Below are 26,384 nucleotides of genomic sequence, written 5' to 3'. Positions count from 1 at the left end.
CTCCACGGCCCCTCGACGTGCTCGGGCTGCGCTTCCCCTGCGGGATGTCCCGCCCGGCACCGGATGACCGGTCTCTCCAGGCGAACGAGCCGACGTCGGCAGCCGCCGCCCCACCCACCCTGACCCAGGAGCACACCCTTGCTTTCCCAACCCCGGCGTCTCCACCACGCAATCCTGCGGTCCGCGTCGGCCTGTGCGCCGTCCGCCGCTCCCGGCCGGCTGTCGCGCGTCGACCGGCGTACCCGCTGATGACGCCGATGCCGACGCTGCGCGGCTATCAGCGGGAGGCCGTCGACGCGGTGGTCGCGGCGCTGGTGGACGGCGGCCGTGGTCAGGTACGGGCGGCCTGCGGCAGCGGGAAGTCGGTCGTGGCTGTGCACGTGGGAGTCCGGCTGTGTCCCTCGGGGCTGGTGGTGGTGGCCGTGCCGTCGCTGACCCTGCTGGCCCAGACGTTGAACGTGTGGGTCCGGGCGGGTGCGGCCGCCCGGGTGCTGGCGGTGTGCGGCGACGGTGGTGTCGCCGACGAAGCGGTGCGGGTGGTGGACCTGACCTGCCCGGTGACCACCGACGCGGCGCAGATCGCCGGGTGGGCGAGGCAGCACGATGCGGCGTCGGGGTTGAGTCTGGTGCTGGTCACGCACCGGTCGGCGGACACCGTGGGCAGGGGCCTGAACGCCGCCGGGGTGGCCGCCGACCTGCTGATCGTGGACGAGGCGCACCACACGGCCGGTTGGGCGGGCAAGCACGGTGCGCTGGTGCACCGTGACGAGCATCTGCCGGCGCGGCGGCGGCTGTACATGTCGGCCACGCCCCGGCTGCTGCCGGCCAGGCTCCGCACCAGCGGCGACGGTGACGACGTGCTGTCGATGGATGAGACGGCGGTGTTCGGGCCCGTCTGCTACACGTACTCGTTCGCGCAGGCCATCAGTGACGGCTGGCTGGACGACTACCGGGTCCTCGCCATCGGGGTCACGTCCGCGCAGGCGTTGGAGATGCTGCGCGATCTGGACCCGGCCGCGGTGGTCGATGCGCGGGCCGCGCCGTTGCGGACGGTGGTGGTGCAGACCGCCCTGGTCCGGGCCGCGGCGGAGTTCGGTCTCCGGCGGATACTGGTGTTCACGCCCGGGTGCAGGCCAGCCGGGAGTTCGCCCGCACACTGCCGGCCGCCGTGGAGTCGCTGCCTGCCGGCGAACGGCCGAAGGGCCGGCTGACGGTGGGACACGTCGACGGCACCCAGAGCATCACCCAGCGGCGCCTGCACCTGCGACGGCTGGCCGACCCGCCCGAGGACGGATGGACGGTGCTGTCCAACGCGCGGTGCCTGGGCGAGGGCGTGGACGTGCCCGCCGTGGACGCGATCGTGCTCACCGCACCGAAGGAGTCCCCCGTGGACGTCGTCCAGGTGGTGGGGCGGGCGGTGCGCCGCAATCCGGCCGGTTCCGGCATCGCCACCATCCTGCTTCCGGTGCTGCTGCCGGACGACCCCGCCGACATGACCTCCGACCTGGCCGGGAACATGACCCGCTGGGCGACCCTGCTGCAGACGCTGCGGGCGTTGCGGGCCCATGACAGCGCTCTGGCGGCCGACCTCGACCTGCAACGCGCCCGCACCGGCGCCGGGGCGGCGGAGTTGCCGCCGCGGCTGCTGGTCCGCCTGCCCGACGGATACGCCTCCGAGCAGTTGCTGCGGCACCTGACGGTGCGGGTGCTGGAGGAAACCACCCCCGACTGGATGGTCGGCTACGGCGCCCTGCGCGACTTCCACGCCGACCACGGCCACACCCGGGTCCCGACCGGTCACCTCCGGCAGGGTGTCCGCCTCGACCGGTGGGTCTTCCGGCAGCGCGCCGACCACAAAGCTGGCCGCCTGGCCCAGGACCGCGTCGATCACCTGAACGCGCTCGGCTTCCACTGGGAACCCCGGGAAGGAATCTGGGCCCGAGGGCTCACCTACGCGCGACGGTTCCACGCCGAGCACGTTCACCTGCACGTCCCCCACGGCCACGTCCTCGACGGGTTCGATCTCTACACCTGGCTGTGGCAGCAACGCGCGGCCCGCCGCGGCGGCACCCTGCCCGCCGGCCGGGTCGCCGACCTCGACGCCCTGGGCATCGACTGGAGCATCCGCGCGTCCCACCACGACGGGTACGCCGCCGCCCGCCGGTTCCACGCCGACCACGGCCACCTCGACGTTCCCTTCGGCCACACCGTCAACGCCATCGACCTCTACCGCTGGCTTTCCGGGCCCTCAGCGCCGAGCGGGTCCGCGCCCTGGAAGCACTGGGCATTCACTGGTCCATCCGCGAGGCCGCCTGGCAGCGCAACCTCGCAGCGGCCACCGCCTACTACCAGCGTGAAGGCCATCTACACCCCCGCAAGGGCCACGACGGCCCCGGGGTGAACCTGGCGAAATGGCTCAGCAAGCAACGTGCCGCCCGTCGCGCCGGCACCCTGACCGACCGGCAGATCGCCGCGCTCGATGCCATCGGCATGCAGTGGGAGATCCCCTCCGGCTGGGCCCGCACCCGCCAGGTCACCGCCCGTCGCCGGACAAGCACCCCGGACCCGGCCCCAGCAAACCCCACGCCTGCCCACCAGAGCGCCCCACCCACGGAGCAACCATGATCCCCGTCGCGTTGTTCAACGTCGAAGCCGGCGGCCTCCGCCACGGCCAACGCAACCTACGCCCCCTCGTGGACGCCTTCCACGACGTGCAGGCCCCGCCCGCGCTGATCCTGCTCTGCGAGGCCAAGACCTGGCACGAGGACGGCCAGCGCCCCCTGCACCACGCCGCGGAACTGCTCGCCGACCGGTTCGACCGCCCCTACGTCGGCGTGCTCGGCCACGACCCACACAGCCCCATGCCACCCGCCATCCTCTACGACCCGACGCTGCTGACTCTGCGATCCTGGCCCGCCCCCGCCGACCCGCACGTCTTCGCCGACAAGCGCAACATCGCCGTCTTCGCGATCCGCGGCACCGGCGAACCCGGCACCCCCGACAGCCGCACCACCTTCGCCGCAGCCGTCACCCACTGGGACCCCCACTGCGGCATCCGCCGCCGCCAACAGGCCGCCCTGCTCGACCGCTACGGCACCACCGACATGCCCGTCATCGTCGGAGGCGACCTCAACAGCACCGCCTCCGGCCCCCACCTCCCCCAACGCGACTGGGCAGCCGCCGGCCACCGCGCCCGCGCCCAGAAAGCGCGCCGACACCCCGACGGCACCTGGACCGCCGACACCGACGCCGTCGACCACCTCATCGGACGCTGGGACCCCGAAACCCACCACCGCACCGACGGCTGCGGCTTCCACGCCCTCGCCGAACTCGCCCGGACCGCCAACCCCCACATACCTCTGCTCCCCACCGTCAACCACGGCATCGATGCCGGCGGCGGCCTGCTCATCGACTGGCTCCTCGCCAACGACACCATGCGCCCCCACGTCGACCCCGGCAGCTACCGCGTCCACGTCCCGGCACGACAGCCCTACCCCTCCGACCACCGACTCGTCACCGCCACCCTGATCTTCGACACCCCACCACCGGCACCGCGTCACCACCCCCACGCCCGGCTCCCCTCATCCGGCAGCAACCGGCTGCCGGCCCCCGCCCGTGCGGTCCCCGCCGCTGAGCCGGCGTCCGCGCGGGTCGGCCGGCGAGGCTCGCCGCACGCGCAGCCGGTTGCGTCAGGCGTCGGCGAAATGTTTCCCCAGAATGACACCTACCACCCCCACCTTTCCCACCTTGAGGAATATGGCTAAGGGATGTCTCGTAACTCGGCGGTGGGTCCATGGTGGATCATGTTCTGGTGCAGGTGATCACGGCGGCTCGCCCGGAGTGGATCTTCCCGTTCACCGGGCTGCAGCCCGCCCAGTTCCGCAGGCTGGTCAGGCTGGTCGCCGAACGTGGCGGGGACGCCATCGCCGACGGGCGGCCGGGCCGGCAGTGGTCCCTCGACCTCGCCGACCGGGTGCTGCTGGTCGCCGCCTACTGGCGCACGAACCTGACCATGCGGCAGATCGGCCCGCTGTTCGGGGTGTCGCACTCCGCCGCCCACCGGGTCATCGACACCCTCGGCCCCCTGCTCGCCCTGGCCCCGGTCCGCCGACGCCGGATCGAACAGATCGCCATCGTCGACGGCACCCTGGTCCCGACCCGGGACCACCGGCTGGCCGCCCCGAGCAAGAACTACCGCTACTCGACGAACCTGCAGGTCGCCATCGACGCCCACACCCGCCTGGTCGTCGCGTTGGGTGACCCGCAGCCGGGCAACCGTAACGACACCATCGCCTACCGCACCTCCGGCATCGACCAGAAACTGGCCGGACGGCCCGTCATGGCCGACGGCGCCTACCGCGGCAACCCCGAGGTGATCATCCCGTACCGCAAACCCACCGACGGCACCGAACTACCCGACTGGAAGAAGGACCTGAACAAGCACCACCGCACGATCCGGGCGCAGGTCGAACACGCCCTGGCCCGCATGAAGACCTTCAAGATCCTCCGGGACTACCGACGCGCCGCCAGCACATTGACCGACACCGCTTCCGGCATCGCCCACCTCCACAACATCATCCTGCTCGGATGACACCGACACCGTTGACCGGCAACGCCATCACCGAGTTACGAGACATCCCTTAGACACCATCAAAGCAAGGCGATAAGGGAAAGGCGAATTAGCCAGATTCGCGCGATTGATTCCGATTGCATCCCCGCGGGAGTAGACATTGAATCGCACACGGTGTGCGACCGGGAAAGGAGAAACGGCGGCACGATGATCCACATGTTCCACATAGTGATTAATCAGACCACTCCCAACTTCCCTTAACACTCCTCCGCCGAATGCCACCAAAGGACCCTCCACGCAACCCCTCGGAACCGCCGTCGTTGGTACAGGGGAAGCCCCAGGGAGGAAGACTTTGTCGCGGCCTGACGGATACCCCAACCACCCTTCGATCGAAGTTCAGGAAGCATTGGAAGATCTCTACCTCCGCAGGTTCAGAGGCTGGCGGGGAGAAATGGAACGAGGCGTTGTATGCCCGTCCCCGTGCGGCCAGCACTCCCGACAGGTGCACCCGAACCCATCCGAGCCTCAGAGGTACGCGAACCAGCTGCTGAAGTGGGCTGATTCCCGCCCATGTCAAGGTGACATCATTAGGGGGATGGCGCAGGGATGGAGGCCAGGGTCGTCTTACGAGTCGCAGCCCGAGGACGGGATGGGTGGCTCCCATCCGCAGACGAACTGCACGATGAAGCCGAGCGATTCATGGAAGAGATGCTCGCGGCCGAGGACCCACCCCGAGTCACTGACGTCGCGACCTCTAGCGACGCTCAGGGGGGCACCATCGAGGTCGAAGCCTTCGTTGAGGCAGAGAAGGAAGGCAACGCGGTCGACTGGCTCGTAGACGCCTTCACCTCAGCGCGCGCCTCCATCGAAAGCCGGCGACCAACGAACCAGAGGTACCTCGAATACCGGAAGCAGATCCTGTACATCGAGTACCTCAACGACGGCCAGCCGAGCCCACCGGAAGAGACACCCGGGGGCCGAGGCGAGTGACACGCAACATCGGCTACCCCAAGGCCCCTGACCACCCTGCCCTCCGGCGCGGAGGACTGACGTCGACCAGCCATCGAGGATGAACGCCAGCCGGGCCACGCCGCCTCGCGGGCATCCTCCCAGCCGACGAACTCGCGCCCGGACCGATCGAGAGGTCAGACCACATCGATCGCGCACAAGCGGCGACCGGGCGCCCAGACACAAATAGGCCCCTGTGCGTGTGTGGTGGTGGAGCTTGCTCCACCACCACACACGCACAGCTATTGGTCGGTAGACCGCGTCCGGTCATCGCCTCGGCTACCGAGGGCACGGACGGTGGTACTGAGTTTGATCGGCAGACCCTCGTCTCCCTTGAGGAAGGGTGCGATCTCGATGGTGCGACGGAGGCTGCGTCCGGGGCCGTACGGCTGTTGGCGGTCGTGGCCGGAGACCCAGTAGCGGTGGTCGGGCTTGGCCCGCGTGGAGCCTTCACCAGCTTTGCCTCGTTGAGGTGCGGTGGTGGTGCTGCGCGGTGCGATTCGCACGATCCTGACCTCGGGGGCAGGACGCCGGTGACGCTGGTACGCCTTGGTGGTTGCCTTGGGCAGTTTCGCCGGCACCGCCTCGGCCAGTTGCTGTCTGATCAGCAGCCAGGTGGTGACGAGGGGGCCGAGCGGGTGTCGTCCGTCGAGCTTGGTCCCTCGGGTTACGTGTTCGGCGTGGATGGGTACGAGCCAGCCGATCTCGTGTCGTAGTGCGGGCATCAGGTCGTCGTCGAGGGCGGTGCCGCCGATGCTGCGGTAGCCGATGAGCTGCCAGCCGTCCGCGTGGGGTGTCCAGGACACGGCAGCGAGCTGCCGGGTGTCGCCGACGGGTTCGGGCCAGGCGAGCAGCCCGGCCGGTGTGGCGGCGAGTTCGTCGGTGACGGCCGCGAGTGGCTGGTCGTTGCCGACTTCGTTGACCATGTCGGTGAAATCCTGGTTGATCCAGTACATGGGTGCGAGGTCGAGCTGGTCGGCCAGGACCCGGCGGTGGTCGGGGTCGTTCAGATGTGGGGGCAGGTGCGCGGGGCCGCGGAGGAGACCGGTGAACCGGTCGCGGATCTTCGGCAGCATGTCGGCAGTGAGCCGGGCCGGCGGCCAGTCGGTGGTGCTGAGCAGGGTCCTGCTTTCGCGGCCGAGGACGATGCCGCGGTGCAGTGCGCGGAGGACGGCGTACTCGTGGTGGTGGGGCAGCCACTGCATGCGGGCGGCACAGTGGGCGGTGAGGCCCTCGGAGTCGTCGGCCTCGATGAACTGGGCGCATCGGTAGCAGACGTGCCACTGGTCGTTGTAGGTCTCGACGGCCGCGAGGACCGCGATCTGGATGAGGCTGGTGTGGTAGTTCCACACCGGCGGCGCGCCGGTGCAGGTGTGGCAGCGGTCGAACACGTCGTTCACCTGGTCGGCGTCGACGGGAACGACGGCGTGGCGGCCTTCGGTCACGGGGTGCCGGTAGATGGTGCCGTGTCCGTCGGGGTGCTCGGTGAGGGCCAGCCGGCAGGTCGCGCAGGCGGTGAGGGTCGCGAGGTTCATTCGGCGCTCCCCCGCTGGTCGCGGCGCAGGTCACGCAGCCGCGGTCCACGACGGTACACTCGGTCGGGCATCGTCATGCCGTCGGCGTAGACGACGTACCGGCCGGGTCCCTGGCGCTTCGCGTGGTACATGGCGATGTCGGCGCGGTGCAGCGCGATGTCCTGCAACGGGTCGGTGCTGACCACGGTCGCGATGCCGACGCTGGCCGTGACGGTGCCCGTGGCCAGGCCGCCGTCGACCTGCACGTTGACCGGCGCGGCGACGACGCTGACGATCCGGTCGGCGATGTCGTCGACCGGGTGGTGCCGCAGGGGCAGGATGGTGGTGAACTCGTCGCCGGCCAGCCGGGCGACAGTGCCGCCGTAGGTGTGGACGACCTGGGCGAGCCGGTCGGCGATCTCCACGAGCAGGTCGTCGCCCGCGTCGTGGCCGTGGGTGTCGTTGACCTCCTTGAACCGGTCGAGGTCGATGAGCATGACGACGAGACGCTGCGGTGGAGAGGTCGCGCCGACGGCGGTGTGGATGGCGCGCAAACCGGTGCGGTTGAGCAGGCCGGTGAGCGGGTCGTGGGTCAGTTGCCAGGCGGCGTCGGCCAGTTCGGCGCGCAGCCGGGGATGGTGGGCCGGGCCCCCGCGAGGTGACCGACGCCGGCCCCGAGGATCGCCGCCAGGATGGTGGCGATCGCGAGGAGTGTGGTGAACACTGGGTTCCTCCATTCCGATGGAGAACCCGGGACGCGTACGTTTCGTAGGCGCGCTGCGTCCCGGGTCCTGAAACGACGACGGCCCGCCTGATGGCGGGCCGCTTTCTGTGCTCGGTGTCCCGGCAGCGGGCACCGTGGGGCGGGCTCGGCGTTGCTGCCGGATGCACTGCCGCCCGGTCGGGGGCTGGTGATTACCGGGCACCGGAACTCTGTTCGGTCCTATTGCCGACGGTCACCGCGCGAGGTGGCCGGCGGCCAGCTGCTACGGCAGGTCGCGCAGGAGGTGGTGGACCAGCCAGGAGGAGGCGGTGGGCAGGACGATGACGTAGGTTGCGCCGACGCGCTCGGCGTGCACCCAGACCTTCGCGTCGGGCTGGTTCACCGACGCCACGACGACGATGCCGCGGCAGGCGAGCCGGTTCCGGAACCGGGCGACCAGGTCGGAGCCGATGACGATCAGCGGGCGGCGGCTGGCGTAGCGGCGGCCCTGGGGAACGGAGTCGGCGTACTCGAACTCGTATCCGGCCTGCTGTTCGACGGTGCGCAGCTCGGCACGCAGCAGCCGGCTACCGGTGACGGCGATGACGGGAAACGGTTTGGGTGTCATGAGGAACCTCCGGGAAGGGGGACGTGCCCGCTCGGCGGCGCCGGCGGACGATGAGGGTGGCCGTAGGGGGTGGTCCCAGGGCACGGTCAGATAGCCGGGCGGGCCTTGCGGCTGGCGGCGGGTTGGGCGCAGGAGCGGCAGATGGGGCCGAGGTCGGGGTGGTAGCCGGCGTCGCATGCCTCGCAGACGATCAGCAGGCAGGAGCGGCATTCGCCGGAGGCGATGAGTTGGAGGCTGGTTCCGCAGTAGCCGCACGGGCCGGTCAGGCAGGCATCGGTGTGCCGGCCCCGCGGGTGGTGGCGGCAGGGGTGCTCACGCACGGCGGTCCCGCCGCAGGTGCTGGCGGACGGTGCCGGCGGTGAACAGTTCCCCGGTGATGTTGTTCGGTGGGTCGATGCGCCTCCACCCGCCGAATTCGCAGGCCAGCCAGGTGGTGCGGTCGTTGGCGGTGATGGCGATGACGTCTCCGGTGGACATCGAACGCAGCCGCAGCAGCCGGTAGGTGCAGGCGATGAGGAAGTCGGCTTCTCCACTCAGCGTCTCGCGGCAGGTCTCCAGCTGGTCGAGGTCGACGTTGAACAGGCCGTAGATCCAGCTGGCGGTCCGCTCCGGTTTGGCGGAGGCAGGCAGGCGCCGCCAGTAGGAGATGACCTGGGTGAGGGCGTGGCCCGGCTCGTACGGGAGGAACCGGCTTTCGGTGTTGTGGTAGACGGCGATGACATGCAGGGTCATGACGGACTCCGTTCGGGACCAGGGTTGGATGCGGAGCCGGGCTCGCTGTCCGGCGTTTGATCGGCGGGGTGCAGCGGCGGAGGTGGGCCGATCGGGCGGACGCGCAGAATCTGCTCGGGCAGCACCATCGCGGCCGGTTGGCCGGTGAGCGGATTCGTAAAGGCCCGGTAGCCGCTGGTCCAGAGCAGGTGCCAGCGTTCGGCGGGTGCCGCCGGGCGGATTCCGGTGGGATCACCGTGGAAGGACGCGCCGGCCTCGGTCAGCTGCGCGGCCAGTGGTGTCGTGCGGTAGTGGCTCATCCGGCCGGCCAGCATGGGGCAGCCGCTGGCGGAGTAGGCGGCGCAGACGGGGTGCATGCCCGGCTCGGGGCTGACGAGCAGCCGCAGGTCGCTGTCGCGCATCGCGAAGACGATCCGCCTGGTGTCGAGTTCGTCGCCGCAGGTCTGGCAGAGCCGGTCCTGCAGCGCTCGGACGTGACGGTGGTGGTCGACGGCGCCGAACCGGTACCGGCCATCGGGGGTACGGGCGGTGACCCATGGGACGACCAGCCCTCCGACGACGGGCCGCCGGGCCAGGCGTACGGGGACGGCGGGAACCTCGGGCGCGGTCATGCGAGCACCACCGGGGCGGTGGGGGCGTAGCGCATCCGTCGCAGCGCGGGAAGGTCCCGGCAGCGGCCGGTCTCGGCACGGCGGCCGAGGTGCGCGGCAGGAGTGTCGCCGGGGCGGTCGTCGAGGTGGTTCGGCTGGATCCGGCGGCGAGGGCCGGAGAGTGTGGAGAGGTGGTGTGGCACGGGATTCCTCCATCTGCTGGTGGATGGAATCCGGGCACGCCTGCCGGCCGTGCCCGGATGTTGCGCGGGTGTGCGCGGTCGGCCGGGCATCGGCCGGATGGTGCGGGTCGAGACAGCTACGTGTCCGGTGCCGGATTACGCGTTCCGGCGCAGGTTGGGTCTACGAGACGGCAACGGAGCGCAGGATCAGGTGGGCGTCCTTGAGGTGACCGGCGAGGATCTCGCTGTTGCTGCCGGCGGTGCTGAGGCTGTCGGTGAGGTCCTGCACGACGGTGTCCGGCACGGCGGCGAGTCCGCTGAAGGCAGCGCCGTGGACGTTCTCGGCGATGCGCTGGATCGTCTGGGTCAGGTACGCCTGGACGAGGTTGAGGCCGCACAGCAGCCGGGCCAGTTCGGTCAGGTCATGGCATTCAGTGGCGTGGGTCATGGCCTCGCCGAGCTGCTCGACGGCCAGCAGGGCCACGCCCATCGCGGCGTCGGTCTCCGCTGGACCAACGGAATGCCCGTCGTGGAGCGGTCGTGCGGGCTGGTTGGTCACGGTCTTGCCGTCGTCGCCGCTGTGGATCGTGGCGGGCAGCTCGGCGAACCAGTCGGGGGTAGTCAGGTACCAGCGGGGCATGAGCATGTCGTCCTCCATCGGACAGCGCGAAGGCGGCCACCGGGTGGTGACCGTCGGGCGGAACGGGAACATCACCCATGCCCTTGTGGCATGAGCAGAGGGTCGTGGACCGTGTGGGGCCGGATCAGACGCGGGCGACGGCGGCCGACCGGAGCCGGTGGGCGCGATGCCGTCGCGAGAAGAGGCCAGATCAGGGGACACGAGAAGAAGAAGAGCCCTCAGGTTAGCCTCGGCCAGAGTCCCACGGGCCCTGCTGTCAGGTCGACACGGCTGGCAGAGGCTGTCAGCCCGCCGAAAGCCGCGACCTGTCAGATTGTTCCCCGTGCGGGACTCGACGTCCGGGCCACCAGCTACGGACAATTCAGCCGTGGAGATCGTGGACGTGGCGCAGGCAGGGGCGACCAGGCCACACCACGATCCGGTCGCTCGTGCCGTATGGCTCGCTGCGGTGCACCCCAGCATGCGTGCTTCCGGCGGGACCGTCACCACCCCGGTCAAAGAGCCCGCCGTCGGCCGGAACTACTACCGGGTGGGTGTGAGGCTCCGCGATGGAGTAGCGGTGGGCCTGCTGTTCAACGCTGCGGCGTCGTTGGTCGCTGCGGCCGAGCCGCAGGATCACCACTCGGTGACGCTGACGTTCGTGGACGTGCCGGCCGGCGACCCGTTCTCCGAGGCGGAGTTACGGGTCGCGAAGGCCGCAGAGCTGATCCAGCCGCTCAGCGACAATGACCTGCGATTCCTCACCGAAGACGAACGCCGTGACGTCGCCTACCACCATCAGGACCGGCTCGGAGACCTGCTGTTCAACTGGTTCGACTGAACGCACCGCCGGGTTCGGTGCCGATTCAGCCGGTGGGGGCCGTGCGACAGTCACGGGCATGACGTTTCCCCTGGAGGCGCTGTCGGTCACCGTCAAGGCCCGAGCAGAGACGTGGGCGAGGCTGGGGATGCGATGGCACACGCACCCGATCCAGCCGAACCACGGCAAGGCGGTCGTGGTCAGCGAGCTCGAGTCCACGACGTGGCTCGCCGCGATCATCATCTGGGCCACCGGCGAGGCGGAGCTGACGACAGTCCGCCTCGCCGACGACAGGATGGTCAACAAGCACTACGACCTTGAGAACCGCGACGATCTCGAACGACTACTCGATGAGCTGTCCGCTCTGATCGCCGACGGCCGCGTCCCTGAGGCCGCACTCATCGACCAGGTGCCGGGGACACCGGCCTGACCGTGAACCTCATGTCCGATGAATCGCTCGAGCGTTGGCGGTGACCCGCTGCGAAGCGACAGTCCGGCGGCCCACGCCGGCCGGCCCACACGCCCAACCATCAACTGCCTCGGCCGTATCGCTCAGCAAAGCGGTCCCGCACAAGCCGCCATACTGTCGCCCATGAGCCTAAACGTGCGCAGCGACGACAACTGCCATCTGTGGGCCGAGCAGTCCGGCGCCGGGCCGCCGCTGGTGCTCTGTCACGGCGGTCCGGGCCTGTGGGACTACCTCGACCCGGTCGCCCGGCTGCTCGACGACCGCGCCCGCACCATCCGATGGGACCAGCGCGGCTGCGGACGCTCGCAGCGGCGCGGACCATACACCGTCGCCCGCTTCGTCGCCGACCTCGACGCGGTACGCGACCAACTGGCCGGACCGCGCATGGCCCTGATGGGCCACTCGTGGGGTGCGCACCTGGCGTTGCGGTACACCATCGAACACCCCGAACGGGTCAGCCACCTGATCTACGTGTCCGGGACCGGCATCGACCCCGACCGCGGCTGGCACCCGCACTACAAGCGGAATTTGAGGCTGCGACTCGGGCATCATCTGGCCCGGTGGGAGGCACTCGGCGTCCGCACCCGCACGCCCGCAGAGGACCACGAATGGGCGCTCCTGCAATGGTCGGCCGACTTCGCCGACCCCGGCACCGCACTGCGGCACGCCGAACGCATGGCCACCCCATGGCTGGGCATCAACTACGACTGCAACCAGGCCCTCAACGCGGAGGTCAAGCAAGAGCTCAGCGACTCCGAACTGGCTGTGCAGTGCCGAGCGCTCGACCTGCCCGTGCTGATCATCGACGGCACCGAGGACATCCGCCCCCGCTGGGCCGTTGACTCGCTGCACCAGGCGTTGACGAACAGCCAACGCGTGAGCCTCGCCGGCTCCGGTCACTTGCCGTGGGTCGAGAACCCTGACGACTTCCGTGAAGTGGTGGCCACCTTCCTGACGCAACACAGTCGCCAGCCCCTCAGCCAGGTTCACCGCGAACCCCCGGACCCGCGATAGCGTGACTGCGCAGACGAACCCTGGGTTCACGTCGAGAGCCCGTCAGCTTCCCTGAACTCTCGGGAGTCTGTTAGCGACGTAGGACCAGCACGTCCTCGTGGGCGATCAGGTGCACGGGGATGCCTTCGTCCCTGGCGCGGCGGACGGCCAGGAGCCCGAACATGTTCGCCCGGTGCACGATCTGGCCGTCGCGGACGGCCGCGAGCATCGCCGCGCACCGCTGCACCGGCACGAGCCCCACCGACCGGGCGACCCCGAGCAGTTGCCCGGGCAGGTCGATCAGATCGTCGCGTTGGCGGCGTACCGGACGGCAGGTGATCACCACGATGCCGCCGGGACGCAGCAGCCGGTAGCTGGCGGCCAGGATCGCGGCGAACCCGTCGAACAGGCGGGACCATCCGCCGTAGGCGAGATTGCCGCGTTCCCGGTCCCCGTACACGTGGTCTCGCTTGCGGACCCCGGCGCTCGTCGCGCGCACAAGGCCGTGCGTGCCGCGCCCGTACGGCGGTGAGGTGAGCACCAGCCCCACCCGGCCGACCACCGACGCCGGCACCAGGCCGAGCAGACCCGTGGCGTCGCCAGTGAACACCTGCGCCGACCCGGTCGCACCCTGCGACGCGGCCAGGGCGACGTTGGAGGCGGCCAGCGCGGTGTACCGGGGTTCGATGTCGATCCCGACCCCCTGCCGGCCGAGGTGCATGGCCTCGACCAGAGTGATCCCGGCCCCACACATCGGGTCGAACACCAGATCCCCCGGCGCGGTGTACGAGCTGATCGCGTGCGCGGCCAGGTGGGGCAACATCTTTCCCGGATGGCTGGAGCTCTCCGGCACGTAGCGGCCCCGCCGCTGGTCCCGGGCCGGCTGCTGGCAGGTCAGCCACACCGACGTCACCGGCATGGACTCACCCATCGACGCCTCCGGGCTGCGTCGCGCTGCGGGTCAGGATCAGCACGTCCGTGTGGATATCCAGCTGCGCCCGCTGACCACGCCGGGGCGGCCGGTCGGCCGCCACGATGTGCTGCAGATACGCCAGCCCGGCCCGCTTCGCGGCGATGACCACGTCGACCGGCAGGATCACGTCCCCGTGCGGCAGCAGCACGGCCACGCAGCCGCCCGGTAGGAGGCTCGCGTGGCAGCGCAGGAAGAACTCCACCGCCGAGACGCCGCCGTCGGGGGGCCAGCCGGTGACGATCAGCGTCGCCGCTTCCCGGCCCCAGCCGAGCAGCCGGGTCGACTGCAGATGGCTGCGGCGGTGGGCGGCGATGACCGCGCGGGCCAACTGCGGGCCCACGGCCAGGTCGATGACCAGGTCGGACGGGTGGGTGAGGTTGTGGACCAGCCGTACGCCCATCGCGTTGGACATGGTCTCGCCCTGTGGTGGGGCCGGGACCGGCCAGACGGTGATCGGCACGGGCGCGTCGCCGGGCACCACGTCCCCCACGGGAACCGGTGCCTGGTGCGGGTTTCTGTCGGTCATAGGCGCGGTGGCCCCCGGACCGGCGGGACGTACTGACGATTCCCAGTGCGTGGCTGTCAGGTCGATCGAACCCACCGGCGATCTGACCGAACCGGTCAGGTCACACGCCCCGTCACCCAGTGGGCGGGCACGTGGACGGTCGGCACCGCCGCGAACCTGACCGGGACGGACGCGGCCTGTCCCGGTCTGACAACTCCTTCTGGTGTCAGGTGGAGCTGTCCCAATCGGGGGTCTCGAAGCCTTCGCAGTCGGGCGAAGCGCTACCGCCGAGGGGAACGATCACGATGGCACCGACCACCCGCACCAGAACGGCCGTCACGGCCCTGAGCACCGCCGAGCAGGCGTTCAAGTTGCTGACCTGCGAACCCGCGCCGCTGGTGTTCGACGCACGCCCGGTGCCGGGCCTGCCGGACACGACGATGCCGCTGGACGAGCTACGCACCCTGCTCATGTTCAACCGCTACGACAGTGACACCACCGACGAGGTGTGGCGGCAACTCGCCCACCACACCCGCCGTTGGGGGCCGGCCTGGGTCGTCGGCGCGATCGGCGTGGCCCTGCCCGCGCTCACGCACCTCGCGGCGAAGATCAGCCGAGGCCACGCCCGGCACGCCGACGACGTGGACTCCGAGGTGCTGGCCGGGTTCCTCCACGCCCTGCGCACGGCGGACCTCGCCCCGCCCCGGCTGTGGCTACGGCTGTGCTGGGCCGCGTGGCGCGCAGGCGCCGCCGTCGTCAAGGCCGACGACAGCGAGGAACTCCCGCTGGACCTGCCCACCGGCTCGCGGTCACCGCGCATGCCCTACGGGCATCCGGACCTGCTGCTCGGCCGGGCAGCCGCCGCCGGACTGATCACCGCCGACGCCGCCGAGCTGATCAGCGCAACCCGGTTCGGCGACGCGCTGATCGAGCAACTGGCCGCCGAGCGGGGCGTGACCGCCTCGGTCCTGCGGATGCGCAGAAGGCGAGCCGAACGTGTCGTGGCTGCCGCCGTCACCCGAGGCGACCTCTCCGGCGCGATGCGCCCGCCCGCCCAGCGAGCCGCCGCTGCGGCGGCCTGACGGCATCACACGGCCGGCGTCCTCGACGTGTCCGGGCGGTTCGGGGTGCCCCTGGGCCGGTTCGTCCGGGTAGGTTGCGGGGTCCGGAGTTCGTTCTCGGTCGGGGTGGCTGACGCGTGTCGAGCATGGAACAGATCATCGGGGAGTTGCGGGCGCTGACGGCGGGCGTCGAGCGGGCCCAGGGTCTCACGGCGGCGGTCGACCGGCAGGCCCAGGAGATCGCCCTACGGGCCGCCGCCGCAGGGTTCGCCGGCGTCGCTGCCGGGATCGCCCGGGTACGGGCGACGGTCTCCACCATCCAGGGCGGGCTGGGCAGCCTCGCCGCGGCGGTCGGGGAGGCGACCACGGCCGCCGCAGCGGTTCCCCGGCAGGCTGCCGCGCAGGAAACCATCGCCGCGCTCGCGCCGGTGCAGCAGCGCATCACCGCCGCCCGCGAGTCCGCCACCGCGACGATCAGCCACCTCGACGAGACCCGACACCTGGCCAGCGTCGTCCTGCAGGGCGGACAACCGGGGCCGCTTCTACAGGCCCTCGACGGCGTCAAACAGGTCCTCGTGCTGCTCGTACAACGCGCCGCAACCGCCGGGCAGGCCGTAGAAGCGGCGACCGGCCAGGCCCGGCAGCTCGGGGCCTCGGGAAACTGAGTGGGGCTGACCGGCACCCACCGGCCAGCCCCACTCCTGCCGCCAGCACCGACCCCTCTCCCGCCAAGCCCGGTCACGCCCGGGTTGCGGGTGAGGTGTTTCCGCCGTGGAGCCGGCAACCTAGCGGCGTTCCCGGCGGCACGCCCACCGGACCGCGTACCAGGATCGGGCCCAAGGTGGACGACAGCACCCGGCGGGCCCTGGAACTGGAGAACGAATGCGCCGACAGCATGGCTGCCAGGGGCTACCGGGTGCACCAGAACCCCACCCCAGCCGAGACCGGCGACGCCCGCGAACGCACCGGCGACCACGGCAACCCGGACAAGGACCCCGACTACCTCGTCGAAGGCCACGTCTTCGACTGCTACTCCCCCGCCGCCCACACCTCCGTGCGTAACGTCTGGAGTCAGGTCCGGGAGAAGATCGACGACGAGCAGACCCAGCGGGTGGTAGTGAACCTCCAGGACTGGGAAGGCGACCCGGCCGCGCTACGACGGCAATTCGACGACTGGCCGATCGACGGGCTGAAGGAACTGGCCGTGGTGAAACCCGACGGTACGATCCAACAGATCATCCGGCGAGACTGAGGAAGGCGGGGCGGACATGGGCGTCGAGTTCCGGCTGATCATCGCCGGCGATCCACCCGTCGACGAGATCGCCGCCCTCACCGCCGCACACCCCGACGAGACACCGCGACCGACAGCGAACCCGCGGCTGTTCACGGCCCGCCTCTACGACCAACGCGGCTACGCCATCACCGTCCGCGCCGGCACCCACGGCTACTACGAAGCCGAAGCCGACGACGACGCCCGCTGGGAATGGGAACCCGACACGTACGTCAACATCACCTTCTCCCCCCACGCCGACGACCTGGCCGACAAAGCCATCCCCAACATGATCGCCACGGTGTCCAGGGTCCTGGCCGGACGGGAGGGGGACGCCGCCCTCATCCAGGACGGCAACCACCTCCTCCTGATCCGCACCAACGGCGTCGTCCGCCTGCACCACCGCACCGACTGGTGGGACCACTACCACCTCACCCACCTCATCACCGGCTGAACCCGCCCCCGCTCCGCCACTGCCCTCTGCACGGCACCGAACCAGCGTTCAAAGGTTGCCGCTTACCGGGGGCGATCCCGGGTTGCCACAGCCGGTGACAGCGAGGGGGATGTGAAGGCGGGCCCCGCGAGCGCACCGTGAGGGAGATTCACTCAGGCACGTCACGGGTCATGGACGGTGGTGGCGGCTACGCGTGGGCCGTGGCCTGGCGATGTCTGAGTCGTTCGAGGAGCCGGGCCGGTGTGGCGCCGGGGGCGTGTCTCTGTCGGGCGAATCGTTCGAGCACGGCGACTTCGGCGGCGGGGTCGCCCAGCCTGGCGAGGATGATGGCGGCCCTCTCGTAGTACCAGGGAGCCACCCCGTGCCCCTTGACGCGTGCGTCGTTCTCCACTGCGTCGATGCATCGGACGGTCAGGAGCAGCGCCGCGTGGAGGTCGGTCTTCTGCATCGTCGTGATCTGGTCGGTGAGGGTGTGCGGCTGTTGGCCGTCGACCAGCCCGTCCGTCGTGGGCGCGCACCACAGCGGTAGGCCGGTGCTGTCCGACCAGGTGCGGCCGTCTCCGGCGCTGGCCCGCTCGGTCCAGCCCGTGCCGTCCCAGAAGCGGTAGGTCCACCGCCCGGACGGGTCCAGGTACCAGCCGGCGACGACCTGCGGCCTGCGTGGGGTGGGCACGGGCACCGCGGCGGCCGGTGTCGGCTCGTCGCGGGACTCGTCTTGTTCCGCGCCCACCCCGGTGGCTCCAGGCTGGTGGGGTGCCGGGGAAGGCGTGGCGGTGGTCCCCAGTATGTCGTCGAGGGCAAGGTCGGAGCGGATCGGTATGGCGAGTTCGCGTGCTCGCGCGACCTTCGCGTCGTCCCGGTCGGCAGCGGTGACGACGGCGGCGACGACGTTGCGGGTCAGGTTCGACGCCAGGACGAAACCGGCCCGGGTGAGGCGGTCCCGGGCGTCGGCGGACACGGACGGGCTGCACCAGACGCGTTGTCCCTTCTGCTTGACCGCCCGGGTTCGGTGCGTGGTTTCCGCCTCGGGCGCGGTGAGGTCTGCGAAGTAGTCCGGTTCCCCGAGAAGTCGGGCGGCCGTGACGAGTTGCTGGTACTCGGTGCTGGTCAGGATGTCATCGGCGAGCGCGGCGTCGCGCAGTCCGTCGAGGTAGCGGTGGTGCAGGTCCCGTACCTGTTGGGCGCCCATGCCGGACTGCCCGGCCAGTCGGGCCAGTGCCTTGGCCTCGACGCCGGTCAGCTTGCCGTCGCTGAGGGCGTCCCCGACGGCGGCGAGGTACGCCTCGGCGGACGCCGGGTCGGCGTCGCTCGTGGAGTAGGGCAACTTGCCGAGCAGCGACTGGATCCACCCGTCCGTGCCCTTGCGCAGGCCGGTTACCCGGGTGCGGGGCCGGGCGTGGCGCGGGTACCGAGGCAGTGGCACGGGCGCGGACGGGAACCGGAGGGCGGGCGCGTCCGCCAGGAGCCGGGTGAGGAGTTGGGCGGTCGCCCGGGTGTCACCGAGAGCGGTGTGGGCGTCGTGCAGCTCGATGCCGTACGCGGCGCAGCAGGACACGAGCTGGAAGTTCGGCGCCGCCAGGACCTGTCGGGCCAACCGCAGCGTGCACACCGCCGGCAGGGGCGCGGTGTCGATGCCGGCGCGGGCGAACTCCTGCGCGATGAAGCCCTCCTCGAAACGGGCGTTGTGCGCCACCGCCACCGCACCGTCGAGCCTGGACAGGATGTCCCCCGCCACGTCGGCGAAGGTCGGCGCGCCGGACAGCATGTCCGCCGTGATGTGGTGGACGAACGTCGGGCCGGGGTCACGGCCTGCGTCGACGAGGGTGGCCCACTCGTCGACCACCCGGCCTCCCTCGACGCGGACCAGGGCGATCTCCACGATCCGGTCGGACCTCGACGACAGCCCGGTGGTCTCCACGTCCACCACCACGAACGGTGCCTCGCCCAGGTCGACACCTCCGCTTCCGCCCGCTGACCCGAAGGCGAACAATCCGACCGACGACATACGTACCTCTCCTACTTGACGATTCCGCTGGCCCGACCGGCCCGCACCGGCCTCGGCTGTCCACTGTCCCGACAACGTCAGGCGCTCGCGCCCGCTTGCTCCTGCGCCTGGGTGAGGCTCTGCCGGTACTCCAGGGCCTCCGGGACCTCCTCGTACTGCAACAGGCTGCCGGTCAACGCCAGCAGGTGCTCCTTGGCCTCTTCCGGGGTGGCGTAGAAGAACTCGCGGCGGTGGTTGACCAGGTTGACCCGCCGGTCGGCCAGCCGTGCGTGCATCTGCGCCTCGATGCCGACCGCGTCCTCCGAGAAGAACAGGGCGTGGACGTCGAAGTTGAAGGGCACCGAGGCGTCGCTGAGTTCCCGCACCCGGTCCAGCGGGTCCAGCCGGCGGGTCATCCCGACCTTGACCATCTTCTCGCCGAACGCGCCGAGGTTGGAGATCACGTACACGTAGCCGGCCCGGACGTTCGCGGCCCGGTGGTCGACGTCCTGGATCGCGGTGTCGATCTGGGCCAGCCGGTCCTGCATCTGCGCGGCACCGTCGGTATCGCCCTTGGCCTGCAGGGCGGCCAACGCGTTGGCGTAGTGCTGGCGTTCCTTGTCGAGCCGGGCGCGTTCGCGTTCGATCTCCTGCTGCGCGCGTCGCTCCTCGCGCAGCCGGGCCTTCTCCTCCCGCTCCCGTTCCTTCTCCTCGGCCAGCTTCTCCTGGTAGTCGGCGGTGAGCTCCAACTCCTTGATTCGCAGCCGGTGGTAGTCCTCAGCGATCCGGATCTGCATCGTCTTGCCGAGCTTGGCGATCGTGGCCGCCACCTTCCCCAGCCGGTCGACGGCCGAGTCGAGCTTGTACGGCTTCAACCCGCGTACGAGGTTGTCCGCCTCGGCGTTGTAGGCGCGGAGCATCAGCTTGGAGAAGTCCCGGACCATCGCCCGGCCCTCCGTGACCGAGCCGTTGACCGTCCAACCGGTAGCGGCCTTGACCGCGCCCCCGTCCTTCCTGGCCATGGCCTTGATCTGGTCCTGGATCCGGCTGAGCTGGCTCTGGTAGGCGACCGCGTCCGACAGAGGGTGCCGGTACTGGTAGACGCCGGCCTCCTGCAGCAGCGCGGTCTCCTCGGTGACCACGATCTGCTGCCGAAGCCCACGAAGTCGGCGGTCGAGCTCGGCCTTCTGCGCCTTGCCCTTCGCCGTCAAGTCGGCGAGCTCACGCCCGAGCCTGTCCCGCTGCTGCTCCAACTCCAACACCGACAGCATGCCCAGGCGCGACATCTCCGCCCGCAGCCCCGCCAGCTCGGCGCGCGCCTGCTCCAACTCGGCGCGCAGCCGCGTACCCTCCGCGGCCAGTTCACGCGCCTTGCCCCGGGCACCGAACAGGGGAATGTCCGGATCACTGACGCTGCGCTGGTGCGGGACGACGGCAGGAGCACCGGCAGTCTGCGGGGCTGCCGTCATGGGCGCCACCGGAGCCGGAGTGTCCGGAAGCCACAACTGCCAGCCCGGCGGCGGAGGACCCCAGGAGGGATCCGGTGTCCAACCCGACGGTGGAACCCACCCGGCAGGAGGCGTCGGCCAGTTCGGCGGTGCGTTGAAGCGGTATCCCATTGCTCTCCCCAGGCATCACAACGGCCCGACGAAACTAGCGCCGCAGCCCACGGGCGGACATCGACGACTCAGACCGGCAGTTCAGCCCGTCCAGACGGCCACGAATACCCAAACGAGGAGTTCAGTCCAGTTCCCGACAAAAGCGAGCATTGCTGCGGAACGGGCAGGCCAGCAAAGGACACGTGGGCAGCCCTTCTACCGCATGCCCCGATGACCGGCCCTGTCAGAGGTTGACAGGAAGAACGGGGGTTCGATCGGCCTGACAGTCGAGATCTGAGCGGTGCATGTCATCCACGGCATGCCCGCCCGGTGGGGACCCTTCCTTCCGGCGGGGCCCGTGGTCCGGCACGACTGGCGCGGCGTACTGACACCGCTATCCCTTCACCGCTGGTAAGGGAGGAGCGCCCCACCGGACCACATCCCCTTCGCCCGGTCCCCACCGTGGCGGCCAGCACAGTCTTGTGGAGGGTCGCGATGCGCACCACTCTCGTTGTCCTGTCCGACCTCGCCGCCGTTCAGCCGTTGGCGGCGAACAGCATCAGCCAGGTCATCTCCAACATCACCGACTGGATCATGGGCATCATCGCGCTCGTCGCGACGATGTTCCTGGTCATCGGTGGTCTGCGGTACATGGCGGCCGGGGGTGACCCGGCCCAGGTCGAGCAGGCCAAGGGCAACTTCAAGTCGGCTCTGATCGGTTACGCCCTGGCCGTGCTGTCCCCGGTGGTCCTGCAGGTGCTGCAGGGCATCCTCGGCGGCTGAGGCGGCCACCGGTGATGGTCAACGTACTGATGGACGGTCTGGTCAGCTGGCTCGCCGAGACGGTCGTTGCTCTTCTCGGCGGCCTGCTGGCCTTCCTGACCTCGTCCATCTTCGTGTCGCCGGACGTCACGGTCCTGCCGCAGGTGCAGTCGATCGCCGAGCAGGGGTCGCTGGTCGTCAACGCCTGCTTCGTCCTCGCGATCGTCGCCGCGGGCGCCGCCACGATGGTCGGCGACTCGGTGGAGACCCGCTACAGCGTCAAACAACTGGCGCCCCGGCTCGTCGTCGGGTTCGTCCTGTCCGCGTTCGCGGTGCCGCTGACTGGCGCGCTCATCGACGTCGCGAACGCCCTGACCGTGTCGATGGCCGGCGAGGCCGCGCCGACCACCGTGGCGGTGACCTTCGTCCAGGCCCGTATCTCCTCGGCGATGACCGACGAGGGCACCGCGCTCCTCACCGCCGTCATCGGGCTGCTCATCGTCGTGCTGATGTTCATGCTCGTCGGCGGTTGGATCGCGCGCGTCGGGGTGCTGGTCGTCCTGGCCGGCATCGGGCCGGTGGCCCTGGCCTGCTATGCCACCCCGTGGACGCAGGCCGCCGCCGAGCTGTGGTGGCGCAGTCTCCTGGGCTGCCTGGCCACACCCACCCTGCAGGCGGTGGTGTTCTCGGCGGGCATCGACCTGCTGATCAACCCGGAGTCGAACCTGCCGATCCTGCTCGGGCTACCCGGGTCGGACACGCTCAACCTCGTGCTCGTGGTCGTCGTGCTCTGGACCACGGTGAAGATCCCGACCCTGATGCGCCGGTTCGTCGGCGAGCAGGGCGGCCGGGGGCCCGACGTCGTCGGACTCGTCGTGCGCACGGTCGCCCTCCAGGGGCTGCCCCGCGGCCTGGGCCGGCACCTACCGGTACGGAGGCCGAGATGAGCAGCACGGATGACACGACTCCCCGCGCGGTCGTCCCGGCGGACGTCAACGAGCCGGACCGCATCGCGTTCGGGCTGACGTTCCGGCAGCTCGGCATCGTCGGCGGCGTCGGCCTGGCCGCGTTCGGTGTCTACCGCAGGTTCGGGCATCTGCTGCCGCCGGTGGCGTGGATCGTCGCCGGGGTCGTCGTGTTCGCCGGCGCGGTCGTGGTGGCGCTCGGCCGCCGCGACGGCCTGCCGCTGGATGTGTGGCTGCGCCACGGGTTCCTGCTGTCGCGCAGCCCGCGCACCTTCGCTCCGGGCGCGACGCGGGCCAGCGCGGTCGTGGTCGTGGCCGGCGAGCCGCGTGTCCCGGCGCCGCTGCGCCCTGCGGTCACCGGCGTCACCCCGGCCGGGGTTCTCACCAGCGAGGGCGGCGACAAGGTCCTGATCGCCTGCGGCACCACGAACATCCACATGCGCACCGGCACCGAACAGGCCGCGTTGCTCGACGGGTTCGGGCGGTTCCTCAACTCGCTGACCGGGCCGGCGCAGCTCGTCGTGGCCACGCAACGGCACGACCTGACCGCCTACGCGCAGGCGACCGTGGACCACGCGCCGCGCCTGCCGCATCCGGCCTTGCAGGCCGCCGCCGGCGACTACGCCGATTTCCTGGTCGACCTCGACGGCCGCCGCGATCCGTTGCGCCGGCAGGTCCTCGCCGTCGTCATCGGCGCGTACGCGGCCGACACCGCCGTGCGCGCCCTGTCCGGCGTGGGTGTCGAAGCCGTCGCGTTGGACGGGCCGGCCGTCACCGCCGCCCTCGCGCAGGTGGCCGATCCGTTCTCCCCGCCGGTGTCCGGTCCCCGCGCGGTGCCCGGCACCCCGATCACCCTTCGGAGCACACCGTGATCCTGAGAAAGTCCAGCCGAACGAGAAGCGCCGTTGCCGCCGACGGCATGCCGTCCCCGGCGGCCCTGTCGGTCGCGCCCCGGCACGTGCAGGTGGGCGACGGGTACGCCGCCACGTACGTGGTGTGCGGCTACCCGGCCGAGGTCGGGCCGGCGTGGTTGGACCCGCTGCTGTCCTACCCCGGCCGGGTCGACGTCGCGGTGCACCTCGACCCTGTCACGTCGCAGCTGGCCGCGCCGATGCTCAAGCGGCAGCGGGCCCGCTTCGAATCGTCGCGTCGGCTCGACGCCGACCACGGCCGGCTCGGTGACCCGATGGTGGAGGCGGCGGCCGACGCCGCGGACCTCGCCGAACGAGTCGCCCGGGGGGCGGCGAAGCTGTTCGAGGTCGGCATCTACGTCACCGTCCACGCCCGCACCCTCGACGAGCTGGACGAAACCGTCGCGGGGGTGAGGTCGGCCGCCGCCAGCGTGCTGCTGGACCTGCAACCGGCGACGTTCCGCCACCAGCAGGGTTGGGTGTCCACCCTCCCCGTCGGCGTGGACGCGCTGCGGATGCGCCGCGTCCTCGACACCACCGCCCTGGCGGCGGCGTTCCCGCTCGCCTCGGCCGACCTCGCCGCCCCCGCGCCGGGCGCCGTCGTCGCGCCCGACGGGGTCCTCTACGGGGTCAACACGACCAGCAACGGCGTGCTGATCTGGAACCGGTGGGCGCAGGACAACCACAACTCGGTCGTCCTGGCCCGCTCCGGCGCAGGCAAGAGCTACTTCGTGAAGCTCGAAGTGCTGCGCAACCTGTACCAGGGCACGACCGTGGCGACACGACCTGCGACACACCGGGCTGACCTGGATGGCCGACGCCGGGGTGCCAGTGCACGTGCTTCGCAAGATTGCCGGCCACGGGTCGCTGACCACGACACAGCGGTACCTGCACCCCGACCGACAATCGATTACTGACGCGGGAACGGCACTCAGCGCCCACTTGAAGGCGCGCCGGTCCCCAAGTGGTCCCCAGCTACGCGCCGTCTAGATCAGCAATCCCCTACCGGGACGAAGTGAATTAGAACCCGTTGACCAGGGCATACGCCTTGGTCAACGGGTTCCTTAGCAAGTGTCGGGACGGCCGGATTCGAACCGACGACCCCTTGACCCCCAGTTACATAACAATTCTGTCACGGCGTGGGGGATCATGCCGATAAGTACGCAAAACCGGGCCATTCAGTAGCCCACGATACCGCAATGCCGGCTGCTATCACTGCCGACCACCAAACCTGTGACCAGGGCCGTGACCACGAAAGGTTAAGTGAGCCCCGTCGCCGGCCCCGGTTCGCAGCCCGGCCCGACATGACGACGCCCGGCCGAGCCTCAACGCCACGACATTGCACCCGATGATACAGCGCAACGAACGGCTTCGTCCCACGAAGACGACTACCTTCGGTCACTACCGCATTGAGCTAGAACCGCATCCGGACGATCCGTACGAGACGACCATCGAGTCGCGGACATCTCCTACCTGCATTCACGCGACACGAGAAGTCCGCACACTATGGCCAGCCACCGGGCTCTTCGAAAAGGCAGACATGCCGCCCATACCGCGCTTCGTCAGACTATTTAGCCGGCTCCCGTCAAGCCACCAACAGGCACTCGCATCGCAGCGGCCCGCAAACCGGCAATTATAGAGGAGTCGGCCACAGGATCCTGCAGGGCACTTAGGACATCTACCTGCCGCTGCAGTTCGGCCTGGATCGACGAAGCCTGCAACAGCACCTCACTATCATCACTTCCAATAACCTCTAGATCCTGTTCACGTGCTTCGAACTCGTCCGCTGCCGCATACGCCCGCTCAGCAACATAGACAGCGAGGTCGACATTATCGTCGCGCAAAAGCTCCAAGAGGTAGACAAGCGAGGCAATGGCATCTTCCGCTTGCGGCGCCCACTCATTCCATTCTTCTTGAACTGGCAAAAGTTCCTTTATCGAGTCCGGCGAAGGAAGCTCTGATATGGCGCTGCTCATGTTGCCGCCCTGCAGCCCGGACCAGACCGCGTCCACCCACATCCGAACTAGGACCCGATCGCCAGCCTCCTCCAACTCGCTGAATTTCAAGTATGCAGGTATCAGCACCTCAACACAGCTAACCGCGAAGGCGACACGGTGCCACGGGGCGAGGTTGGCAAGGCCTTCGCGCAGCCGCTGAGAATCGAAGTCTACCGGGGCTACCATCAGTTCTCCCTTCTGAAGGTACGCATAACCGCGCTCATCCCATCGGGCGAGATCCTCCAGTAACACGATTCGCCTGCAACCGGTGGCAGCGGAGCCGACTCGACCAGATGCAGTAGCGTCCAAGCCAGCCCGAAACATATATCATCGCCGAAGTAATTGAGGAGCAGGCGAGCCCACTCACCCGTGAGTGGCTTTTCGATCGCGTGAATCGCCGCTCAATCTCATCGACGGCCTCATCCCCATCTTCCAAGTTGTGAAGCTCAGAGGCCAGCGGGCCAAGGCAAACGAAGTTTTGACCTCACCCCAATCACAGCACCGTGCAAAAGTAGTCCGCAACGCGGATCAAACCGTCCGGAAACGAACGGTTCGCCGGGGAAAGTCCTTGGGGAATATGTTCATTCTGACTCGCCTTGCGAGAACAGCTTCCAGCCATTCCACGGCACCACCATCAAATTCTTCCCACAATGGGCCGCGCGGTTCCCCTAGAGCGACTTTCCACTGGCCGGAATCGCCGACGTGGCCAACTATCCAATACATGACGTCACCATTCTCAGAGCAACCAAAAGAAAGGAGGTCACCAGGACCGCGTGGAAGGGAGTGCCCCCGCTCGGCCAGATACCTTAAAGCCAAACCGGTGCGTTCGTGCTGATACTCCAGATCAAGCCCCTGCCGAGACGATTCGGGGCAGAAAATGTATAGAAACCCGCCGAAACAGCCGATTCCATAGCGCCCTATCAGCCATTTATAGTCCATGGGAAGAGCCACCCCCATGCGAGACTCGACCACAGCCCAGTCAACCTGCCGAGGCATCTCCTGAGGCGGTTCAACCAGCCGCTCGAAGGATTCCGGATCAAACATCACTAATCGCCATGCCCAGACAGGCTTGCAGG

At 69.6% G+C, this 26,384-nt stretch carries 31 protein-coding genes and 2 pseudogenes; 18 read left to right on the top strand and 15 right to left on the bottom strand.

All coding sequences use genetic code 11. The features are described from left to right. Positions 1-248: 248 nt before the first annotated feature. From TK50_RS26845 to TK50_RS26820, 6 genes are all read left to right on the top strand, one after another. Positions 249-1,211 carry a DEAD/DEAH box helicase family protein gene (locus TK50_RS26845; RefSeq protein WP_043968159.1) on the top strand — a complete coding sequence of 321 codons (963 nt, stop codon included), beginning with the start codon at positions 249-251 and terminating at the stop codon, positions 1,209-1,211. After that, complete coding sequence (locus TK50_RS26840; RefSeq protein WP_144420408.1) at positions 1,169-2,401, top strand: helicase associated domain-containing protein; 1,233 nt, start codon at positions 1,169-1,171, stop codon at positions 2,399-2,401. Before TK50_RS26845 ends, TK50_RS26840 begins: the two co-directional genes overlap by 43 nt. Next, complete coding sequence (locus TK50_RS34550) at positions 2,287-2,625, top strand: helicase associated domain-containing protein (protein WP_241774171.1); 339 nt, start codon at positions 2,287-2,289, stop codon at positions 2,623-2,625. The genes TK50_RS26840 and TK50_RS34550 overlap by 115 nt, the downstream gene beginning before the upstream one ends. Continuing rightward, entirely contained in the window at positions 2,622-3,764 is a 1,143-nt protein-coding gene (locus tag TK50_RS26830) for an endonuclease/exonuclease/phosphatase family protein (protein ID WP_043968153.1), read from the top strand. Before TK50_RS34550 ends, TK50_RS26830 begins: the two co-directional genes overlap by 4 nt. A gap of 47 nt (positions 3,765-3,811) precedes the next feature. Then, positions 3,812-4,591: a transposase family protein gene (locus TK50_RS26825; protein WP_082106342.1), complete on the top strand. Its 780-nt coding sequence runs from the start codon at positions 3,812-3,814 to the stop codon at positions 4,589-4,591. A gap of 678 nt (positions 4,592-5,269) precedes the next feature. Beyond that, on the top strand, positions 5,270-5,560 hold the full coding sequence (locus TK50_RS26820) for a hypothetical protein (RefSeq protein WP_043968151.1): 291 nt from the start codon (positions 5,270-5,272) through the stop codon (positions 5,558-5,560). 260 nt (positions 5,561-5,820) lie between these two features. Here TK50_RS26820 and TK50_RS26815 read toward each other — a convergent pair whose 3' ends face one another. The 9 genes from TK50_RS26815 to TK50_RS26790 form a co-directional block, all read right to left on the bottom strand. Beyond that, positions 5,821-7,023 carry a hypothetical protein gene (locus TK50_RS26815; protein WP_144420406.1) on the bottom strand — a complete coding sequence of 401 codons (1,203 nt, stop codon included), beginning with the start codon at positions 7,021-7,023 and terminating at the stop codon, positions 5,821-5,823. 86 nt (positions 7,024-7,109) lie between these two features. Continuing rightward, positions 7,110-7,688, bottom strand: coding sequence for a GGDEF domain-containing protein (locus TK50_RS26810; protein WP_277814350.1), 579 nt, complete (start codon positions 7,686-7,688; stop codon positions 7,110-7,112). Continuing rightward, on the bottom strand, positions 7,685-7,816 hold the full coding sequence (locus TK50_RS35515) for a hypothetical protein (protein ID WP_277814353.1): 132 nt from the start codon (positions 7,814-7,816) through the stop codon (positions 7,685-7,687). Before TK50_RS35515 ends, TK50_RS26810 begins: the two co-directional genes overlap by 4 nt. A gap of 262 nt (positions 7,817-8,078) precedes the next feature. Continuing rightward, positions 8,079-8,423 (bottom strand): CpaE-like family protein, encoded by a 345-nt coding sequence (locus TK50_RS26805; RefSeq protein WP_043968147.1) that lies wholly within the window; start codon positions 8,421-8,423, stop codon positions 8,079-8,081. Positions 8,424-8,509: 86 nt separating this feature from the next. After that, on the bottom strand, positions 8,510-8,743 hold the full coding sequence (locus tag TK50_RS33955; RefSeq protein WP_144420405.1) for a hypothetical protein: 234 nt from the start codon (positions 8,741-8,743) through the stop codon (positions 8,510-8,512). Beyond that, on the bottom strand, positions 8,736-9,155 hold the full coding sequence (locus TK50_RS26800) for a hypothetical protein (RefSeq protein WP_043968145.1): 420 nt from the start codon (positions 9,153-9,155) through the stop codon (positions 8,736-8,738). Before TK50_RS26800 ends, TK50_RS33955 begins: the two co-directional genes overlap by 8 nt. After that, positions 9,152-9,766, bottom strand: a complete 615-nt coding sequence (locus tag TK50_RS32365; protein WP_052503932.1) for a hypothetical protein — start codon at positions 9,764-9,766, stop codon at positions 9,152-9,154. The genes TK50_RS26800 and TK50_RS32365 overlap by 4 nt, the downstream gene beginning before the upstream one ends. Next, entirely contained in the window at positions 9,763-9,948 is a 186-nt protein-coding gene (locus tag TK50_RS33950) for a hypothetical protein (RefSeq protein ID WP_144420404.1), read from the bottom strand. Before TK50_RS33950 ends, TK50_RS32365 begins: the two co-directional genes overlap by 4 nt. A 160-nt stretch (positions 9,949-10,108) precedes the next feature. Beyond that, the gene (locus tag TK50_RS26790; RefSeq protein WP_144420403.1) at positions 10,109-10,573 is read right to left on the bottom strand and encodes a hypothetical protein; all 465 of its coding nucleotides are present in this window, start codon (positions 10,571-10,573) and stop codon (positions 10,109-10,111) included. Positions 10,574-10,934: 361 nt separating this feature from the next. Here TK50_RS26790 and TK50_RS26785 point away from each other — a divergent pair, with 361 nt between their 5' ends. The 3 genes from TK50_RS26785 (at position 10,935) to TK50_RS26775 (ending at position 12,849) form a co-directional block, all read left to right on the top strand. Continuing rightward, complete coding sequence (locus tag TK50_RS26785) at positions 10,935-11,387, top strand: hypothetical protein (RefSeq protein ID WP_241774120.1); 453 nt, start codon at positions 10,935-10,937, stop codon at positions 11,385-11,387. 58 nt (positions 11,388-11,445) lie between these two features. Beyond that, positions 11,446-11,796, top strand: coding sequence for a hypothetical protein (locus TK50_RS26780; RefSeq protein WP_043968141.1), 351 nt, complete (start codon positions 11,446-11,448; stop codon positions 11,794-11,796). 162 nt (positions 11,797-11,958) lie between these two features. Then, positions 11,959-12,849, top strand: coding sequence for an alpha/beta fold hydrolase (locus tag TK50_RS26775; protein ID WP_043968140.1), 891 nt, complete (start codon positions 11,959-11,961; stop codon positions 12,847-12,849). A 70-nt stretch (positions 12,850-12,919) separates the two neighbouring features. Here TK50_RS26775 and TK50_RS26770 read toward each other — a convergent pair whose 3' ends face one another. Next, a complete protein-coding gene (locus TK50_RS26770; RefSeq protein ID WP_043968138.1) occupies positions 12,920-13,759 on the bottom strand; it encodes a TRM11 family SAM-dependent methyltransferase in 840 nt (279 codons plus the stop codon). Then, positions 13,752-14,327 (bottom strand): hypothetical protein, encoded by a 576-nt coding sequence (locus TK50_RS26765; RefSeq protein WP_241774119.1) that lies wholly within the window; start codon positions 14,325-14,327, stop codon positions 13,752-13,754. Before TK50_RS26765 ends, TK50_RS26770 begins: the two co-directional genes overlap by 8 nt. A gap of 284 nt (positions 14,328-14,611) precedes the next feature. On the opposite strand from TK50_RS26765, the gene TK50_RS26760 reads away from it, so the two are divergent. The 4 genes from TK50_RS26760 to TK50_RS26745 all read left to right on the top strand — a co-directional run bounded on the left by TK50_RS26760 (position 14,612) and on the right by TK50_RS26745 (position 17,091). Further along, positions 14,612-15,388, top strand: coding sequence for a hypothetical protein (locus TK50_RS26760; protein WP_043968136.1), 777 nt, complete (start codon positions 14,612-14,614; stop codon positions 15,386-15,388). A 116-nt stretch (positions 15,389-15,504) separates the two neighbouring features. Continuing rightward, complete coding sequence (locus TK50_RS26755) at positions 15,505-16,032, top strand: DUF6244 family protein (protein ID WP_043968134.1); 528 nt, start codon at positions 15,505-15,507, stop codon at positions 16,030-16,032. A 230-nt stretch (positions 16,033-16,262) separates the two neighbouring features. Continuing rightward, the gene (locus tag TK50_RS26750; RefSeq protein WP_043969412.1) at positions 16,263-16,619 is read left to right on the top strand and encodes a CdiA C-terminal domain-containing protein; all 357 of its coding nucleotides are present in this window, start codon (positions 16,263-16,265) and stop codon (positions 16,617-16,619) included. Positions 16,620-16,635: 16 nt separating this feature from the next. Next, positions 16,636-17,091, top strand: a complete 456-nt coding sequence (locus TK50_RS26745; RefSeq protein ID WP_043968131.1) for a SitI3 family protein — start codon at positions 16,636-16,638, stop codon at positions 17,089-17,091. Positions 17,092-17,278: 187 nt separating this feature from the next. Here the strand turns inward: TK50_RS26745 and TK50_RS26740 are convergent, their stop codons facing one another. Continuing rightward, positions 17,279-19,096, bottom strand: coding sequence for an exonuclease domain-containing protein (locus TK50_RS26740; RefSeq protein ID WP_043968128.1), 1,818 nt, complete (start codon positions 19,094-19,096; stop codon positions 17,279-17,281). Between the two features lie 77 nt (positions 19,097-19,173). Beyond that, on the bottom strand, positions 19,174-20,544 hold the full coding sequence (locus tag TK50_RS26735) for an SNIPE associated domain-containing protein (protein WP_241774118.1): 1,371 nt from the start codon (positions 20,542-20,544) through the stop codon (positions 19,174-19,176). 624 nt (positions 20,545-21,168) lie between these two features. Here TK50_RS26735 and TK50_RS26730 point away from each other — a divergent pair. The 5 genes and pseudogenes from TK50_RS26730 to TK50_RS33200 form a co-directional block, all read left to right on the top strand. Next, positions 21,169-21,456, top strand: a complete 288-nt coding sequence (locus TK50_RS26730; RefSeq protein WP_043968126.1) for a pilin — start codon at positions 21,169-21,171, stop codon at positions 21,454-21,456. 14 nt (positions 21,457-21,470) lie between these two features. Next, positions 21,471-22,382, top strand: coding sequence for a conjugal transfer protein TrbL family protein (locus TK50_RS26725; protein WP_043968124.1), 912 nt, complete (start codon positions 21,471-21,473; stop codon positions 22,380-22,382). Further along, a complete protein-coding gene (locus TK50_RS26720) occupies positions 22,379-23,272 on the top strand; it encodes a PrgI family protein (protein ID WP_043968122.1) in 894 nt (297 codons plus the stop codon). The genes TK50_RS26725 and TK50_RS26720 overlap by 4 nt, the downstream gene beginning before the upstream one ends. A gap of 47 nt (positions 23,273-23,319) precedes the next feature. Further along, positions 23,320-24,090 (top strand): annotated as a pseudogene (locus tag TK50_RS26715) (VirB4 family type IV secretion system protein); the annotation flags it as partial. After that, positions 24,089-24,301, top strand: a pseudogene (locus TK50_RS33200) (tyrosine-type recombinase/integrase); the annotation flags it as partial. The pseudogenes TK50_RS26715 and TK50_RS33200, both read left to right, overlap by 2 nt. Before the next feature lie 581 nt (positions 24,302-24,882). Here TK50_RS33200 and TK50_RS26710 read toward each other — a convergent pair. Together TK50_RS26710 and TK50_RS33945 are read right to left on the bottom strand one after the other, a co-directional pair. Then, positions 24,883-25,494 (bottom strand): DUF416 family protein, encoded by a 612-nt coding sequence (locus TK50_RS26710; RefSeq protein ID WP_043968121.1) that lies wholly within the window; start codon positions 25,492-25,494, stop codon positions 24,883-24,885. 342 nt (positions 25,495-25,836) lie between these two features. Beyond that, positions 25,837-26,352: an SMI1/KNR4 family protein gene (locus TK50_RS33945; RefSeq protein WP_144420402.1), complete on the bottom strand. Its 516-nt coding sequence runs from the start codon at positions 26,350-26,352 to the stop codon at positions 25,837-25,839. Positions 26,353-26,384: the final 32 nt, after the last annotated feature.

The organism is Micromonospora haikouensis (assembly GCF_000876225.1).
Taxonomy (GTDB): domain Bacteria; phylum Actinomycetota; class Actinomycetes; order Mycobacteriales; family Micromonosporaceae; genus Micromonospora; species Micromonospora haikouensis.
This window is presented reverse-complemented; position numbering and strand designations above follow the sequence as displayed.